Here is a 14,636-nt window from a genome sequence, read left to right as displayed (position 1 = left end):
AGCTGGTGCACGTGACTAACACTCCCAGCACCCCAGAGCAAAAGCCGGTTCTGGTCGTCGATTACGGGGCCCAGTACGCACAGCTGATTGCTCGGCGTGTACGCGAAGCCAACGTGTATTCGGAGATCGTCCCGCATACCTTCACCACCGAACAGATTCTCGCCAAGAACCCGGCGGCAATCATCCTCTCCGGTGGCCCCTCGAGCGTTTACGCCGAAGGTGCCCCGAGCGTCGGTGCCGACCTTTTTGAAGCAGGTGTCCCGGTACTGGGCATCTGCTATGGCTTCCAGGCCATGGCCAACGCCCTCGGCGGCGTTGTTTCCGAGACCGGCCTGCGCGAATACGGCGCAACCGATGCCACCGCCACCGGAGCCGCACGCTCCATCCTGGCCGGCATCCCGGAAAGCCAGAACGTCTGGATGAGCCACGGCGACTCCGTCTCCGTCGCCCCCGAGGGTTTCGACGTGCTGGCCACCACCGCCGGCGCACCCGTTGCCGCGTTCGCCAACGAGGCCAAGCGCCTCTACGGCGTGCAGTGGCACCCCGAGGTCAAGCACTCCACCCACGGCCAGGACGTCCTGAAGAACTTCCTGTACAACGGTGCGGGCCTGGCCCCGACCTGGACCGCGTCGAACATCCTGGACGAGCAGGTCGACAAGATCCGCACCCAGGTCGGCAACGGCCGTGCCATCTGTGGACTGTCCGGCGGCGTCGACTCCGCCGTGGCCGCCGCACTCGTGCAGCGCGCCATCGGCGACCAGCTCACCTGCGTCTTCGTCAACCACGGTCTGCTGCGCGAAGGCGAAGCAGAACAGGTTGAAAAGGACTTCGTCGCGGCAACCGGAGCCAAGCTCTACGTTGCCGACGAGCGCGAGCGCTTCCTGACCGCCCTCGACGGCGTGACGGATCCGGAAACCAAGCGCAAGATCATCGGCCGCGAGTTCATCCGCGCGTTCGAGGCTGCCGAGACCGCGATCCTCGCCGAGGCTGCCGACTCCGGCCAGCCGGTGAAGTTCCTGGTCCAGGGCACCCTGTACCCGGACGTCGTCGAATCCGGCGGCGGCGAAGGCGCTGCAAACATCAAGAGCCACCACAACGTGGGAGGCCTTCCCGAGGACCTGGACTTCGAACTGGTGGAGCCGCTGCGCGAGCTCTTCAAGGACGAGGTCCGCGCCGTGGGCAAGGAGCTTGGCCTTCCGGCCGAGATCGTCATGCGCCAGCCGTTCCCGGGCCCCGGCCTGGGCATCCGCATCATCGGTGCGGTCAACGAGGAACGTCTGACCCTGCTGCGCAAGGCCGACGCGATTGCCCGCGCCGAGCTCACCGCCGCAGGCCTGGACCAGGAAGTCTGGCAGATGCCGGTCGTCCTGCTCGCGGACGTCCGCTCCGTGGGCGTGCAGGGCGACGGCCGTACCTACGGCCACCCGATCGTGCTGCGCCCGGTGTCCTCCGAGGACGCCATGACCGCCGACTGGTCGCGCCTGCCGTACGACCTGCTCGCACGCATCTCCAACCGCATCACCAACGAGGTCGACGGAGTCAACCGCGTGGTCCTGGACGTCACGTCCAAGCCACCGGGAACCATCGAATGGGAGTAAGCGGCAGCCGTTCCGGCACGCCGTAAATAGTTCAGGGGGAAGCCGCGCATGCGGCGTCCCCCTGAACTATTTTTATGCCCGAAGTCTTCTGCCCGGTGCCGGCCGTTTCGACGCCCTGGGAGGTGCCGCGGGAATTGCCCCCGTCCGATCCGTCGCGGGGCGCCGGCACGGGCCGTGCGGCGGGGAAACCCCGGTGTGCCCGACGCAATCAAACAAGCGGAACCGCAACGTGTTTTGGTTCGGCACCGGACGCGGGTTTTGCACTACGTTAGTAAGGGCTGAATGTACTCCTGTGGCAACGCCCGGTTCGGGTACGGCCGCATTCAGTTTGAGGGAAGGGACGGTAGCTTCGGTGGCAGAACACCAGCAGTATACGGATGAAATGGTCTCGACGTGGGTTGACTCCCTGGGACCCGGAGTCGGAACCGACACGCTGCTCCGGTATGCACCCTCGGCGTCGAACAGCATCGACATCACCCACGCCCACCCCTCGGGCCTGGCCCAGTTCCTGGCCGGCCGGCGCACCCGGCTCTCCACGCTGCTGCGCGACTCGGACCAGTACGTTTCGGCCCGCCGCACCGCCGAGGCGCTGCGCGGGAAAATCCGCGAACTCTGGGACGAACGCGGCATCGACGTCGGCTACCTCTCCGCGGGCCTTGCCAACTGGCGCGCCGTGCACGAGGGCCGCAGCGAACAGTTCAACGCCCCGATCATGCTCGGGCGCATCGTGCTCACGGTCCGCGAGGACCAAGAGGACTACGAGATTCAGCTCATGGGCCGCGCCGAGTTCTCCCCGGCCCTGCTGCGCTACTTCAAGCGCCAGTACCACCTGGACATCGACGTTCCGGCGATCAACGCCGCCGCCTACTCGATCGCCCGCTTCGACCCGACCCGCGGCATGGACGCGTTGCGCCTGCAGGTCGCCGACACCGGCGGCATCGTGATCGCCCACCAGCTGCTGATATCCACCTTCGCCGACCTGGCCGATCCCGCCGACCCGGGCACCCTTGACCTGCAGCACCCGGTGCTTGCCTCGCTGCTGGCCGCCGAGGAGGGCCGCGCCGCCGGCACGCCCGCGAAGCTTCCCGTCCCGGAGGTCGCCGCCCGCACCAGCGACGACCGGGACCCCGCCGACGAGCTCCTGCTGCTCGACGCCGACGAATCCCAGCAGCGCGCGCTGGACCTCATCGAGGCCGGAGCCTCGGTGGCGATCAGCGCCCCGGCCGGCAGCGGCCAGACCCAAACCGCGATCAACGCCGCGGGCGTGCTCGCCGCGGCCGGCAAGCGCGTGCTGGTGGTGGCCGAGCGCCGCTCCAGCGCCGAGGAGTTCGTGGCGCGCTTCGCCGAGCTGGACCTGGTCGGCACGGCCCTGCTGCTCTCGCCGGAGGACGATCCGGCGGCCCTGCGCGAGCTGCTGACCCGGGCGATCCTGCGCAACGAGCGCGCCGCCGAACCGCAGCTGGGCAAGCTGCACGAAAAGCTGCGCGAGCACCGCCACGCCCTGCTTGACCACGTGCGCTCGCTGCACAGCACCCGAGCCCGCTGGGGCTGCTCGCCGTACCGCGCCATGCAGGAACTGGCCCGCCTCTCCTCGCTGGACCCTGCCCCGGCCACCACCGTGCGGTTGAAGCGCTCGGTGCTGGATTCGATCACCGACCGCGCGGCGACCACCGTCCAGCTGGCGCGCGCCGCCCAGCTCGGCTCCTTCGTCAGCGCCTCGGCCACCAGCCCCTGGTACGGGGCGCGCCTGCGCAACAAGCGCGACACCGACACGGCCCTGGAGCTTGTCACCGGGCTGCAGCGCGACCTGCCGATCCTGCGCGACCACATGCTCAAGGTCGCCGAGCACTCCGAAATCCGGCTGGCCGACTCCTACAACAAGTGGGGCGAACAGCTCGAGCTGCTGCTGGCGGTGCGCGGCTCGCTGGACAAGTTCGAATCCGACATCTTCGACCGCCCCGTCGAGGACCTGATCTCCGCCACCGCGTCCTCCGCCTGGCGCCGGGAGCGCGGCATCGAGATGAGCTCGATGACCCGCTCGCGGCTGCGCAAGGTCGCCAAGGACTACGTGCGCCCCGGCATGCACGTCGCGGACCTGCAGTCGGCGCTCGAGGCCGTCCAGGTCCAGCACCTGGCCTGGCGCCACCACGCAACCAGCCAGCGCCACCCGATGGTCCCGGCCGGACTGCTCGACGTCAACGCCGGCTACCAGGACGCGGGCTCGCGCATCGACAAGCTTGCCACGCTGCTGCCGGCGGCCGCCGGGGACAGGCTGCGCGACGAGCCCGTCGAGCGGCTGCTGGCCCGCATGGACTCGCTGTTGGAGAACAAGGGCGAGCTGGACCAGCTGCCGGAGCGCACGCTCATCATGGAGCAGCTCGCAGAGCAGGGCCTGGGCGAGCTCATTGCCGACTTCCGCGAGCGCAACCTCGGCGCCGACGCCGTCGGTTCCGAACTCGACCTCGCCTGGTGGCAGTCCGCGCTCGAGGCGATGATCTCCGGCGACGACTTCCTGGCGATGAACGACGGTGCCAAGATGCGCCGGCTCGAGGCAGAGTACCGCATCACCGACTGCGCCCACGTGGCCTCCGGGGCCTCGCGCCTGCGCTGGTCCCTGGCCAAGGCGTGGAAGGCCGCACTGGCGGACCACCGCGCCGCGTCGCGGGAGCTGCGCGCCATGCTCAAGGAGGAAGAGCCGAGCATCGCCGCGCTCTGCGCCCTGGGCGACGACCTGGTCAACTCGCTGTGCCCGGTGTGGGTCGGCTCGCCGCTGCTGGTCCCGGCGACGGTTCCGGCGTCGATGAAGTTCGACGCCGTCATCCTGCTGGAGGCCGACTCGCTGTCGCTGCGCTCGGTGCTCGGCTCGATCTCCCGGTCCACGCAGATCATCGCGTTCGGCGACACCATGATGGGCGCCCCGAACCCGTTCGAGGTCTCCGTCGACCCCACCGCGCACACCCGCGCCGAACGCACCCCCATCTCCGCGATGGAATCGCTGGAACGGATCCTGCCGCTGTGCCGGCTGGGCACCGTCTACCGCGGCATCGACGAGGGCCTCACCGAGTCCCTCTCGCATGCGTTCTACGCGGATTCGCTCTCCAGGCTGCCGGCCGCACGCTCGCTGGGCGCGGGTTCCCCCGCGCTGCGCGCCGAGTACGTCACCGACGCCACTGGCTCGCTGAGCACCAACGGGGAATCGGTCGAAACCACGGTGGCCGAGGTGCGGCGAGTCGTCGACCTGGTCTTCGCGCACCTCTCGCAGCGCCCCCTGGAAACCCTCGCGGTGATCGCGGGCAACCGCAGCCACGCCGCCGCCATCGCCGAGGGCATCCGGGTCCAGCTGCCCAACCACCCGTGGGCCACCAAGTACTTCCGCGCCGCGAAGGAACGCTTCCTGGTCACCAGCCTGGACCGCCTGGCCGGCCTGCAGCGCGATGCGATCATCCTCGCGCTGGGCTACGGGCGCACCACCCACGGCAAGACGGTCCACGACTTCGGCGCCCTCTCGCTGCCCGGCGGCGACGAGCTGTTCGTCAACGCCGTCACCCGCGCCCGCACCAGCATGACGCTGGTGTCGGCGTTGCGCCCGCAGGACGTCGACCTCTCCCGCATGCGCTTCGGCGCACGCCGCTTCCTGGAGCTGGTGGGACGGGTGCTCGGCGGGGACTCGGGCATGACGGCGACCGCCGCGCCGCTGCAGGACGCGCTGGTCACCGACCTGATGGGCCGCCTGGAGGAACGCGGATCGCTCGTCACCCAGCACTACCGCGGGGTGCTGGACATCGCGGCGCACGCCGTCGACGTCACGGGCGCCGGCACCACCGCCCCGCTGGCGGTCGTCTACGACGGCACGCAAAACTACCGCAGCCTCTCGGTGCGCGAACGCAGCCGCCTGCGTCCGCAGCTCTTCGAGGCCCTGGGCTGGCGCTATGTGCCGTTGTGGACGATCGACGTGTTCTCCGACCCGGGCCAGGTCGCCAACACGCTGGCCGGCTACCTCGGGCTCGAGCCCGCCGACAGTGAATCCCAGAGCGCCTCGGTCTAGGAGCCATGGACGAGCAGCAGGCCCCGCGGCCCAGGAAGTCGCGGCGCTACACGGCACCCCCGCAGACGGTCAGCGACTCCGTGGTGCTCGGCGTCTTTGAGATGCCGCACGGTGCCGGCCGCCCGGACCCGTCGCGCCCGCCTGCAACGCCGCAGCCACAAGCGGCCAAGCGTCCGGCAGGCCCTGATGAGGCACCCCCCGCGGAAGGCGATGCGGGGGACACGCAAACCCCGGCCCGCGGTCGGGACGGCGGCGCGGCGGCCGGAAAGACGGCCAAGGCCAAGCCAGGCAAGAAGGCCGGCACCGGCCCCGTGCTGCCGGAACGCGCCGCCGAGGACGACCCCCGGCGCTGGGGTGACACCGAGGACGACCTCGGCGAATGGATGAGGTCCCAGCGCCCGCCGCACTGGGACTGATTTCGCCGTAAACGGCAACCTGCACCCCACAACCAGAACCTCACAGCCAGGGCCGCGCAACCGGTGGCCCGAAACAGGCAACCCGGAGCCAGGCTGCCGGGTATCTCGCACCGGCGGCCGGGGCTACGGATTGACCAGCACCACGGCGAGCTTGCCGCGCTGCGGTGCCGCGGAAAGCGACTCCGCGATCCCGGAGCCCGCGGCCACCACGATCAGCCCGGCCTCGTCGCCCGAGCCGGAAGCTCCCCATGGGCCCTGCTGCGCCGCGTCGGGCTGCGCCCCGGTCCACAGAACCGCCAGGCCGCGCGCCAACACCCGTGAGGTCACCGACGTCTCGAACCCGTTTCCCTCGGTCAACACCACATCCACGCGTTGCCCGGCCCGCAGCAAGGTCGCGGTCTGGGCATCGTCGAGCCGCAGCGGAACGGCAACGGTTCCCGGGGGAGTGCCGGCAAGCAGGCCGGGCCCGATGAGCATCGTCCCGAGCAGCGGGCTGCCGGCCAGCAGCGGGATCGCCAGCCGCGAGCCGGCCACGGGCTCCGTCGTGCCGAATCCGCCCGCCGGAAGCAGCGACCGGGAAACCGGGGCAAGCGCCAGGTCGGAGTCAGCGAGCAGCGTCCCCGCCGGCAGGTCCCGGCCGGCCACCAGCACCCGAACGCGTTCCTCGGTCTCGGGCGCCAGCGCGGCCAGGGAGGTCGCGACGGCCAGCATGGCCGCCGCCCCGGCCAGCACCCTGCGGTACTTGGCGAACAGTTCCCGTCCCGATCGCCCCGGTTCCCGCCTTCCTTGCCGGGCACGGGGCCCGCGCATGCCGGTGTCCGCGGGCCCCTGTCGGGAATCGCGGACACCGGATTCGTTCGTGCGCCGAAGTGAAAACATGCGTTAAGCAAGCCATGGGTGGACACCCGTGAAGGTGTCCACCCATGGCGGTGGTGCAAATCCTGTGTGCGCATCGTCGCGGCACCGGCTGTGCGTGGAAGTCCCCGCAAGCCCCGCAACGCCGAAGCCCCCCCGGACGGCGTCGCCGGTGGCGGCCGTCGGGGATGCCCTCGCTAGGCGGAGGTGCTTGCGGCCGGCACGCTGGAGCTGCCGGAGGAACGCGAATCGTTGCGGTAGAAGCCCGTGCCCTTGAAGACGACGCCGACGCTGTTGAACTTCTTGCGCAGGGCGCCCTCGCACTCGGGGCAGACCGTCAGTGCTTCGTCGCTGAAGGACTGGACAACCTCCATCGCGTGGCCACAGTCTTTGCAGGCGTAAACATAGGTAGGCATCATGATCCTTTCGCAAGATGAAGCGTGCGGTTCCGCACGGAGCGCCCGGCACACAACGGCCTGGGGCGGATCCTGCGGGGTGGGTCGGCGGGGGTGGATACCTGCCACGGATTCAATTCTAACGTACGGCGAACAGCTCACACGGTGAGGTTGCGCACGCCGGAGGCTGTCGCCACCGCGTCGACCCTCTGGTCGAAGGGGTCCACGGGGAAGGAACCCGCGGCCACAAGCTCGTGCTCGAAGACCATGGCCAGCAGTTTCGGCACCCGGCCCAGGCCTGCCATCGAGGCGATGAACCTGTCGTAGTAGCCGCCGCCCTGGCCCAGCCTGTCGCCGTGCTCGTCGACCGCCTGGGCAGGGACCAACACGACGTCCACCTGGTCCATCAGGTCCGCGGAAAAGCGTTGGCCGACCGGTTCGTCGATCGGCGCCACGGCGCTGCGGGCCATCTCGACGCCGGGGAACCAGCGGACCCAGGAGAGCCGGCGTTCGGGTTCGCACACCGGGACATAGACGGTGTAGCCGGCCGCATCCAGCTGCTCCAGCAGCAGCCCGGTGGGCGGCTCGGTGCCGTAGGACAGGAAGCAGGTCAGCGTCTTGCGCGGGGCGTGCTCGGCAAGCCACGGCAGCAGGTGCCCGAGCAGCAATCCCATCTGTGCATCGCGCTCGGCATCTCCCAGCGCCCGGCGCTTGGCCCGAAGCAGCGTGCGGATCTCGTCCTTGGGGTCATGTTCATTCACGATCCCCAGTCTAGGACCCGGCCGTAGCGCTCGATTGACTAGGATTGGGGCATGCCCGAATTCGACCGTCACTGGCCAGCCACCGTGGAGGGGCCCAACCTCGTCCTTCGTCCCATGCGCCTGCGGGACAAGGGCGAATGGAGCGCCCTGCGCCGGGCCAACGCCAGCTGGCTGGCACCCTGGGACGCGACGGTCCCGGACGGCAACGGCTACCCGGCGAACTTCGCGGCGATGGTTTCGAGCCAAAACCGGGCCGCGCGCAACGGCCAGTGCCTGCCCTGGGCGATCACGCTGCCCAACGACTACAGCAAGCGCGCGCCGATGGTCGGCCAGCTGACCGTCTCCTCGATCATGTGGGGGGCCGCGCGCAGCGGATCCATCGGCTACTGGGTCGATGCCGGGCATGCCGGGCAGGGCATCGTCCCGGAGGCCGTCGCCATGGCCACCGACCACTGCTTCCGGGTCGTGGGCCTGCACCGGATCGAAATCAACATCCGGCCGGAGAACGGGCCGAGCCTGCGCGTCGTCGAGAAACTCGGCTTCCGCGACGAGGGGCTGCGCAAGAGCTACCTGCACATCGACGGGCAATGGGCCGACCACCGGACCTTCGCGCTGACCAGCGAGGAAGTCCCTGAGGGGCTGCTCAACCGCTGGGCGGTGCACCGTACCAAACACTGAATCGGCGGCCAAGCCGGCCGGCAAGCGGGCTGGGCGCCCGCGCCGGCGACAAAACCGTCGATTTTCCGATTTTGTATGCAGTATTGCCGGACACACCGCGTCCAATGCCGCGTCAGCAGCCCATACATGCTTAATGTTGGTTGACGTGGACGTTCCATATTTCATGACGTGGCCCGCTCACCCGGAACCGGGTGCCGGACACGCGCAGATAGGCAAAGACCACATGCGGGACAAATGCCGGCGGAGAGCCTGATCTCCTCGGCATCCGCACCAGCAGTAGTCGTCCACCGACGGAGGAGCATCATGGCACCGGCAGCACCCAACGCTTCAGCCGCGTCTGGCACGCAGGGGCAAGCCCCCCTGCGGATCCACTATGACCGCGTGGCCATTGCGTTGCTCGGGTGTCTCTCGGTCATCGCGGTCGTCATCGGCGGAATCCTGGCGATGGCCGGCCTGTTCTCCGGGTTCGTTCCGATGGCCGGGCTGTTGCTGGGCGTTGCAAGTTTCGCCGGATTGCGCGCCCTGGCGGTGCGCGATCGCCGCGCCAAGCTGCTGACCCGCATGGAATCCACCCGCCGGCTGGCGATGGAACCCAAGGCCGAGCCCGTGCAGCAGGCCGTGAAAAAACAGCAGGCCGTTTTCGATGCCCAGCCGGATTCCAACAAGCAGCCGCCGCGCCTGACGGTCGAGGAGCTGCGCGCCGAGGCCCTGCGCATCGCCAACAACGGTGCGGCCGTGCAGCGCCCCGAGGGCTGGAAGCCGACCGAGGTCCCGCTGCCGCAGTACGTCGTGGCAAACGCCGTCAAGCGGCCCGCTCCCGAAGCGCTCGAGGTCGAGCCGGAAAAGAAGCCGTCGGCCAAGACCAGCCTTCGCGCGCAGGAAGCCGGGCAGCGCCTGGCGGAGTCCGTGGAGGCCGCCGAAAGCCCGGTCGATGACTCGTCGACCGCCTCGATCGATGCCGCCGCGGCCAAGGTCCGCCTCGAACGCGCTTCCCGCACCGGGGACCGCATGAACCTCGACGACGTCATGCAGCGCCGCCGCGCCTAGCCGGCGGCAGCCGCAACCGGCCGATGCAAACCGATACCAACCGATGACCACGGAAGACCCGCAGGCCGACCGGGATGCCGGGGAGCTGGCCGCCCTGACGCCGGCGATCCCGCGGCTCATCGAACTGCTGGGCGGCACACCCGTGCACGGGGCGTGGGACTTCAACGAACACCAGATCCGCCTGCAGCACCGGCCGGGAGCCGGGATCAGTGCCGTCTACCGCATGCCGGTCGGCACCGGGTTCGCCGAACTGGGCGTGAGCACCGAAAAGATCCACATGCCTTCGGCGCCCAGCGTCGAGGTTCCGGACCCGGGCACCGGATCGACGGTCACCGTCACCGGCTGGATCCACCCGAACGACCCGATGCTTCCCGGGCTGTCCACCGCCCTTGACGGCCCGGCGGTCACGCGGCTCTGGGGTCAGGGCGACCTGCTGGGCGGCCTGAGGACCGTGGCCTACCGGCCGCTGCGCCGGGCCGTTGTCCGGGTCTCGTTCGTCACCCGCGGGCCGGTGCGCATCGAACGGACCCTGTACCTGAAGGTCGGCCGCGAACACGCGAGCGCCGCCCTGCTCAAGCGCCACCTGCTGATGGAGGGTTCCGGCGTCCCGGTGCCACGCGTGGCCCGGCCGGTGGTCGCCGGGATACTGGCGTTGGAGGAGGGAGTCGGCGAGGGGCTGGCCGCCGCTATCCGCCGGGACGCCGGCAACGACCTGTCGCCGGGGGACTTCACCGCCCTGCTTGATCGGCTCCCGCCGGAACTGATGGACCTGCCCGCGCGGCGGGCGTGGAGCGACGGCATACTGCGCTACAGGCAGGCCGCCGTCCTGGCGCTTCCGGCGCACCACGAGCGGATCGACGTGCTGGTGCAGCGCATCGGGCACCACGTGGCGCACTCCGACCGCGGCCCGCTGGTTCCCGTGCACGGCGATTTCTACGACGGCAACATCCTCATGCGAGGGGGCGCGATCTCCGCGATCCTGGACCTCGACTCGCTGGGCCCGGGCCACCGCGTCGACGACCTGGCCTGCTTCCTGGGGCACCTGGCCGTCCTGCCGAGCATCAGCGGTAAGAACCTTCCCGCGGCGGCCGCGCTCGAGCGGTTCGGCGGCGTTTTCGAGCGCACCGTGGATCCGGTGGCACTGTGGGCGCGCGCCGGGGCCGTGGCGCTGACCCTGGTGGCGGGTGCGCGCGTTGCGGGATCCGATGCCTGGATCCCGGCGGCCGAGGCCCGGCTGCGGGTGGCCGAGGAATTGGTCGACAGGGCCGATCGCAGCGGCCAGGGCTGACCGGGAGGACGGAGCGGTTCCGGACGGACGGGACGGCTCCGGCGGGGCAGGCTAGCCCAGCGGTTCCTCGGGCACCGGCCCGCCGTGGCCCTTGTGGTGGCCGAACACCAGGGTGGTCTCGGTGTGCCCGACCGATTCGTCGGTGGCCAGGTTGTCCAGCACCCAGTCACGCAACGCCTCGGTGGAGCTGACGGCGATGTGCAGCAGGTAGTCGGTGGCCCCGGAGACGTGGAACATCGAGAGCACCTCGGGCTGCTGCGGCATCTTCTCCGTGAAACGGTCGATCTGCACGCGGTCGTGCACGCGCAGGCGCACCGAGATCAGCGCCTGGACGCTGCGGCCCACCGCCGGCAGGCTCACCTCCGCGTGGTAGCCGGTCAGCACCCCCCGCTCCACCAGCGAACGGGTACGCAGCAGCGCAGTCGACGGGGCGATGCCCGTGCGCTGGGCCAGCATGGCGTTGCTTATGCGCGCGTCGTTGACCAATTCCTGAATAATTCGACGGTCAACCGCGTCAAGTTCGGCCGGAAGTTGCGGGGAAGAAGAGAATGCCATGCAGATATTCCATCACAGTTGTGCGACCTTTGGGACTGCGGGAGGCAGGTCGGTTGGTGCCACGCCATAAACTGGTTTCATGACCAACCCTCCAAACGCCGGGCTTCGAGACTTCGAGACCCGGTTAGCCGCCTATTGTGTCGTGATTCGCGACGAGAAAATCCTGCTGGCACTGTGGGACATGCGTGCCCGCCAGGCCGATTTCGTGCCGCGCTGGACGTTGCCCGGCGGGGGAGTGGAGCTCGGCGAGAGCATCGAATCGGGTGCCGTGCGCGAGGTCGAAGAGGAAACCGGGTACACGGTGCGGATCGAGGACCTGCTGGGTGTCGACTCCGGGCTGATCCCCGCCCACAAGCGCTTCGGCGACACCGGCCTGCCGATGCAGACGGTTGCCGTCGTCTACACGGCCAGCGTCACGGGCGGCGAGCTGAGTTTCGAAGCCGAGGGCACGACCAGCCAGGCCGCCTGGTTCCCGCTCGATGCCGTCGCCTCGCTGAACCGCACCGACCGGGTCGACGACGCGATCGCGCTCTACCGCGCCAACAACATGAAAGACGCCAAGTGACACAGGACGGACCGAAGCCCAAACAAGAGCCCAAACCCGGGTCCGCATCCGGGCGCCGCGTCGTGCTGGCAGGCCTGGCTGGGCTGGCCTGCGGCGCCCTGCTGCTGAGCGCCTGCACCACCAAGCCGCAGGTGCAATCCTCGCAGAGCGCCACCGTCCGCGAGCTGGTCTTCGCACGCACCGCGGACGCCACGTCCACGACCCTGGCCAACGCCTACGTCGGAATGCTGGAAGCCGCAGGGATCCAGGCCAAGGTCGGTGAACCGGTGGCCGACCCCGTCGCCGAGGTCCTCGACGGCAAGGCCGACGCGGTCGTCGCCGGTTCCGGCGACCTGCTGGCGGCCCTGGACAAACAGGCCCCCGCGGGCTCCGCACCGGCAACCGGCTCCGGATCCCCGTCGGCACCGGCAACCGGCTCCGGATCCCCGTCGGCACCGACCCCCGGCACCGTGCCCCCGCCCAACGCGGAACAGGTGCTCAAGGCCCTGCACGGCATGGACCTGGGCGGGTTTGCGCTGCTGGATTCCGCCGAAGCCACGCGCACCGGCACCCTGGTGGTCACCGCGGCGACCAGTGCCGGCATGAACCTCTCCACGCTGGCGCAGCTGCCGGCGCTGTGCCCGGAGCTGGACCTCGGCGTCCCCAAGCCGCTGTCCGCCGGCCTGCTTCCCGTGCTGGAGGACATCCATGCGTGCAAGCCGCACCACGTGGTGCAGGTCGTGCCGCAGGACGAAGCGCCGGTGGGTCCGCTCATCACCGGCCAGGTGCAGGTGCTGGCGACGACGTCGGACAACGCGGGCATCCAGGACAACGGCCTGGTTCCCGTGCAGGACGCCCAGACGCTGTTCACGCCGCAGACGCTGACCCCGTTGACCACCACCAGGCAGATCGGGCAGGACGCCATCGACGCGATGAACAAGGTCAGCGCGGCGCTGAAGCAGGAAGACCTCATCGCCCTGAACCGCGCCGTCACGGGCCGCGACGCGCTCTCCCCGGAGCAGGCGGCACGCGACTGGCTACGGGAGAAGTCGCTGGTCGCCGCGCCCTGATCGGCAAACATTTCAGACTGTTTCGCCCCATCGGCGTTGGGTTGATCACAATCGCCAACTCGGTGCGGTCCCTATGAGAAAGTAAGAGAATGCCAGAATTCAAGCAGTCAACCAAGCTCCACAACGTCCTCTACGACATCCGTGGACCGCTGCTCGAACACGCCCAGCGCATGGAGGCCGAGGGCCAGCGGATCCTGAAGCTGAACATCGGCAACCCCGCGCCGTTCGGCTTCGAGGCGCCGGACGCGATCCTGGTGGACATGATGCGCAACCTGCCGATGGCCCAGGGCTACTCGGACTCCCGCGGCATCTTCTCCGCCCGCACCGCGGTCTCGCAGTACTACCAGACCCGCGGCATCCAGACCATCGGCGTCGACGACGTCTACCTGGGCAACGGCGTCTCCGAGCTGATCACGCTGTCCCTGAACGCGCTGCTGAACAACGGGGACGAGGTGCTGATCCCGGCCCCGGACTACCCGCTGTGGACGGCCTCGGTCTCGCTGGCCGGCGGCACCCCGGTGCACTACCTGAACGTCGAGGAAGAGGGCTGGCTGCCCGACCTCGAGGACATGGAATCGAAGATCACCCCCCGCACCAAGGGCATCGTGATCATCAACCCGAACAACCCCACGGGCGCGGTCTACCCGAAGGAAACCCTCGACGGCATCCTCGAGCTGGCGCGCAAGCACAACCTCGTGGTGTTCTCCGACGAGATCTACGAGAAGATCCTCTACGACGAGGCCGAGCACATCAACACCGCCTCGCTGTGCGACGACGTGCTGATCCTGACGTTCTCCGGCCTGTCCAAGGCCTACCGGGTCTGCGGTTTCCGCGCCGGCTGGATGGCGATCTCCGGGCCCAAGCACCTGGCCGGCGACTACATCGAGGGCATCAACCTGCTCACCAACATGCGCCTGTGCGCCAACGTGCCCGCGCAGCACGCCATCCAGACCGCGCTGGGCGGCTACCAGTCGATCAACGACCTGATCCTGCCCGGCGGGCGCCTGAAGGAACAGCGCGACGCCGCCCACAAGCTGCTCAATGAAATCCCGGGTGTCTCCGTGCAGCAGGCCAAGGGCGCGCTCTACCTGTTCCCGAAGCTCGATCCCGAGGTCTACCCGATCCGCAGCGACGAGGCCTTCGCCCTGGAGCTGCTCAAGCAGCAGAAAATGCTGATCTCGCACGGCACCGCGTTCAACTGGATCGCACCCGACCACTTCCGCCTGGTCACCCTGCCCGCGGTGCGCGACATCCAGGACGCGGTCGGACGCATCGCCGAGTTCCTGGAGACCATCCGCGAGGGCAAGGTCTCGGTCTAGCGTTCAGCAGCACCAATACCGGCACAAACGCCGGGTGTCCCGCCGCGATTTCCTGTGGCGGGGCA

At 69.3% G+C, this 14,636-nt stretch carries 13 protein-coding genes; 9 read left to right on the top strand and 4 right to left on the bottom strand.

The window, feature by feature from the left end:
• Window positions 1-5 precede the first annotated feature (5 nt).
• From guaA to ACFY5D_RS05665, 3 genes are all read left to right on the top strand, one after another.
• A complete protein-coding gene (guaA, locus tag ACFY5D_RS05675) occupies window positions 6-1,598 on the top strand; it encodes a glutamine-hydrolyzing GMP synthase (RefSeq protein ID WP_387526216.1) in 1,593 nt (530 codons plus the stop codon).
• Window positions 1,599-1,950: 352 nt separating this feature from the next.
• Entirely contained in the window at window positions 1,951-5,643 is a 3,693-nt protein-coding gene (locus ACFY5D_RS05670; protein WP_387526214.1) for a DNA helicase, read from the top strand.
• Window positions 5,644-5,648: 5 nt separating this feature from the next.
• Window positions 5,649-6,059 (top strand): hypothetical protein, encoded by a 411-nt coding sequence (locus tag ACFY5D_RS05665; RefSeq protein WP_387526211.1) that lies wholly within the window; start codon window positions 5,649-5,651, stop codon window positions 6,057-6,059.
• Window positions 6,060-6,182: 123 nt separating this feature from the next.
• On the opposite strand, the gene cpaB is transcribed toward ACFY5D_RS05665, so the two are convergent.
• The 3 genes from cpaB to ACFY5D_RS05650 all read right to left on the bottom strand — a co-directional run bounded on the left by cpaB (window position 6,183) and on the right by ACFY5D_RS05650 (window position 8,070).
• On the bottom strand, window positions 6,183-6,938 hold the full coding sequence (gene cpaB, locus ACFY5D_RS05660) for a Flp pilus assembly protein CpaB (protein WP_387526209.1): 756 nt from the start codon (window positions 6,936-6,938) through the stop codon (window positions 6,183-6,185).
• 173 nt (window positions 6,939-7,111) lie between these two features.
• Entirely contained in the window at window positions 7,112-7,330 is a 219-nt protein-coding gene (locus ACFY5D_RS05655; RefSeq protein WP_387527588.1) for an FmdB family zinc ribbon protein, read from the bottom strand.
• 137 nt (window positions 7,331-7,467) lie between these two features.
• Complete coding sequence (locus ACFY5D_RS05650) at window positions 7,468-8,070, bottom strand: 5-formyltetrahydrofolate cyclo-ligase (protein WP_387526206.1); 603 nt, start codon at window positions 8,068-8,070, stop codon at window positions 7,468-7,470.
• A gap of 51 nt (window positions 8,071-8,121) precedes the next feature.
• Between ACFY5D_RS05650 and ACFY5D_RS05645 the strand changes: the two genes are divergently transcribed.
• From ACFY5D_RS05645 to ACFY5D_RS05635, 3 genes are all read left to right on the top strand, one after another.
• Complete coding sequence (locus ACFY5D_RS05645) at window positions 8,122-8,748, top strand: GNAT family N-acetyltransferase (protein WP_387526203.1); 627 nt, start codon at window positions 8,122-8,124, stop codon at window positions 8,746-8,748.
• 303 nt (window positions 8,749-9,051) lie between these two features.
• On the top strand, window positions 9,052-9,795 hold the full coding sequence (locus ACFY5D_RS05640; RefSeq protein ID WP_387526200.1) for a hypothetical protein: 744 nt from the start codon (window positions 9,052-9,054) through the stop codon (window positions 9,793-9,795).
• Window positions 9,796-9,838: 43 nt separating this feature from the next.
• Window positions 9,839-11,083: an aminoglycoside phosphotransferase family protein gene (locus ACFY5D_RS05635; protein ID WP_387526198.1), complete on the top strand. Its 1,245-nt coding sequence runs from the start codon at window positions 9,839-9,841 to the stop codon at window positions 11,081-11,083.
• Window positions 11,084-11,134: 51 nt separating this feature from the next.
• On the opposite strand, the gene ACFY5D_RS05630 is transcribed toward ACFY5D_RS05635, so the two are convergent.
• Window positions 11,135-11,638 (bottom strand): Lrp/AsnC family transcriptional regulator, encoded by a 504-nt coding sequence (locus ACFY5D_RS05630; RefSeq protein ID WP_387526195.1) that lies wholly within the window; start codon window positions 11,636-11,638, stop codon window positions 11,135-11,137.
• Window positions 11,639-11,717: 79 nt separating this feature from the next.
• Between ACFY5D_RS05630 and ACFY5D_RS05625 the strand changes: the two genes are divergently transcribed.
• From ACFY5D_RS05625 to ACFY5D_RS05615, 3 genes are all read left to right on the top strand, one after another.
• Window positions 11,718-12,203, top strand: coding sequence for an NUDIX hydrolase (locus ACFY5D_RS05625; protein ID WP_387526193.1), 486 nt, complete (start codon window positions 11,718-11,720; stop codon window positions 12,201-12,203).
• Window positions 12,200-13,252 carry a glycine betaine ABC transporter substrate-binding protein gene (locus ACFY5D_RS05620; RefSeq protein WP_387526190.1) on the top strand — a complete coding sequence of 351 codons (1,053 nt, stop codon included), beginning with the start codon at window positions 12,200-12,202 and terminating at the stop codon, window positions 13,250-13,252. Before ACFY5D_RS05625 ends, ACFY5D_RS05620 begins: the two co-directional genes overlap by 4 nt.
• Window positions 13,253-13,341: 89 nt before the next feature.
• Window positions 13,342-14,571 carry a pyridoxal phosphate-dependent aminotransferase gene (locus ACFY5D_RS05615; protein WP_387526187.1) on the top strand — a complete coding sequence of 410 codons (1,230 nt, stop codon included), beginning with the start codon at window positions 13,342-13,344 and terminating at the stop codon, window positions 14,569-14,571.
• Window positions 14,572-14,636 lie beyond the last annotated feature (65 nt).

The sequence above is a fragment of the Paeniglutamicibacter sp. NPDC012692 genome (assembly GCF_042901625.1).
Lineage (GTDB): Bacteria > Actinomycetota > Actinomycetes > Actinomycetales > Micrococcaceae > Paeniglutamicibacter.
The sequence above is the reverse complement of the archived record's forward strand: the minus strand, read 5'-3'. Positions and strand labels throughout refer to the sequence as shown.

Bases quoted from the DNA above. Each gene is read 5' to 3' on its own strand.
- ACFY5D_RS05665 (WP_387526211.1), top strand. From the start codon at position 5,649: ATGGACGAGCAGCAGGCCCCGCGGCCCAGGAAGTCGCGGCGCTACACG.
- cpaB (WP_387526209.1), bottom strand. From the start codon at position 6,938: ATGTTTTCACTTCGGCGCACGAACGAATCCGGTGTCCGCGATTCCCGA.
- ACFY5D_RS05655 (WP_387527588.1), bottom strand. From the start codon at position 7,330: ATGCCTACCTATGTTTACGCCTGCAAAGACTGTGGCCACGCGATGGAG.
- ACFY5D_RS05645 (WP_387526203.1), top strand. From the start codon at position 8,122: ATGCCCGAATTCGACCGTCACTGGCCAGCCACCGTGGAGGGGCCCAAC.
- ACFY5D_RS05640 (WP_387526200.1), top strand. From the start codon at position 9,052: ATGGCACCGGCAGCACCCAACGCTTCAGCCGCGTCTGGCACGCAGGGG.
- ACFY5D_RS05635 (WP_387526198.1), top strand. From the start codon at position 9,839: ATGACCACGGAAGACCCGCAGGCCGACCGGGATGCCGGGGAGCTGGCC.
- ACFY5D_RS05630 (WP_387526195.1), bottom strand. From the start codon at position 11,638: ATGGCATTCTCTTCTTCCCCGCAACTTCCGGCCGAACTTGACGCGGTT.
- ACFY5D_RS05625 (WP_387526193.1), top strand. From the start codon at position 11,718: ATGACCAACCCTCCAAACGCCGGGCTTCGAGACTTCGAGACCCGGTTA.
- ACFY5D_RS05615 (WP_387526187.1), top strand. From the start codon at position 13,342: ATGCCAGAATTCAAGCAGTCAACCAAGCTCCACAACGTCCTCTACGAC.